The 1,079-nt window shown below is 50.7% G+C and carries 1 protein-coding gene; it reads left to right on the top strand.

Annotated elements, in window-relative coordinates; translation table 11 throughout:
• Positions 1 to 1,079: thiamine pyrophosphate-dependent enzyme (locus QTN95_RS20815; protein WP_331418873.1), on the top strand; the 1,079-nt coding region annotated here is incomplete at both ends.

Raw genomic sequence — 1,079 nt, 5'->3', positions numbered from 1 at the left:
CACCCAGGCGCACCTATGGGTATGGCTGATATCGCTGAAGTTCTTTGGCGTTCACACCTAAATCACAACCCAGCTAACCCAGAGTGGGCTGACCGCGACCGTTTCGTCCTTTCTAACGGCCACGGCTCTATGCTGATTTACTCTCTGCTACACCTTGCTGGTTACGAGCTGTCTATCGACGATCTGAAGAACTTCCGTCAGCTGCATTCTAAGACTCCAGGTCACCCAGAGTACGGTTACGCACCTGGTATCGAAACAACAACGGGTCCTCTAGGTCAAGGTATCACTAACGCTGTAGGTATGGCGCTAGCTGAGAAGACTCTAGCAGCACAGTTCAACAAACAAGGCCACGACATCGTTGACCACTTCACTTATGCATTTATGGGTGATGGCTGTCTGATGGAAGGTATCTCACACGAAGCATGTTCTCTTGCGGGCACGCTAGGTCTTGGCAAGCTAATCGCTTTCTGGGATGACAATGGTATCTCTATCGATGGTCACGTTGAAGGTTGGTTCTCTGACGATACACCTAAGCGTTTTGAAGCGTACGGCTGGCATGTAATCCCAGCAGTTGACGGTCACGATGCAGAAGCGATCAATGCGGCCATCATTGCAGCAAAAGCTGACCCTCGCCCTACGCTAATCTGTACTAAAACCATCATCGGTTTTGGTTCACCTAACAAGTCTGGTTCACACGACTGTCACGGTGCACCACTAGGCGCTGAAGAAATCGCAGCGACACGTAAAGAACTTGGTTGGGAGCACGGTCCTTTTGAAATTCCGCAAGATGTCTACGCGCAATGGGATGCGAAAGAAGCAGGCGCAGCTAAGGAAGCAGCGTGGAACGAGAAATTTGCAGCTTATGAAGCAGCATATCCAGAACTTGCAGCAGAATTCAAACGCCGCGTAAACGGTGAGCTGCCAGCAGAATGGGAAGAGAAAGCCAACGCGATCATCGCTGATCTACAAGCTAACCCAGCCAACATCGCTTCACGTAAAGCGTCACAAAATGCGCTAGAAGCATTCGGTGCCATGCTACCAGAATTCCTAGGCGGCTCTGCTGACCTAGCACCTTCTAA

The organism is Vibrio sp. M260112 (genome assembly GCF_036533775.1).
Taxonomy (GTDB): domain Bacteria; phylum Pseudomonadota; class Gammaproteobacteria; order Enterobacterales; family Vibrionaceae; genus Vibrio.
This window is presented reverse-complemented; position numbering and strand designations above follow the sequence as displayed.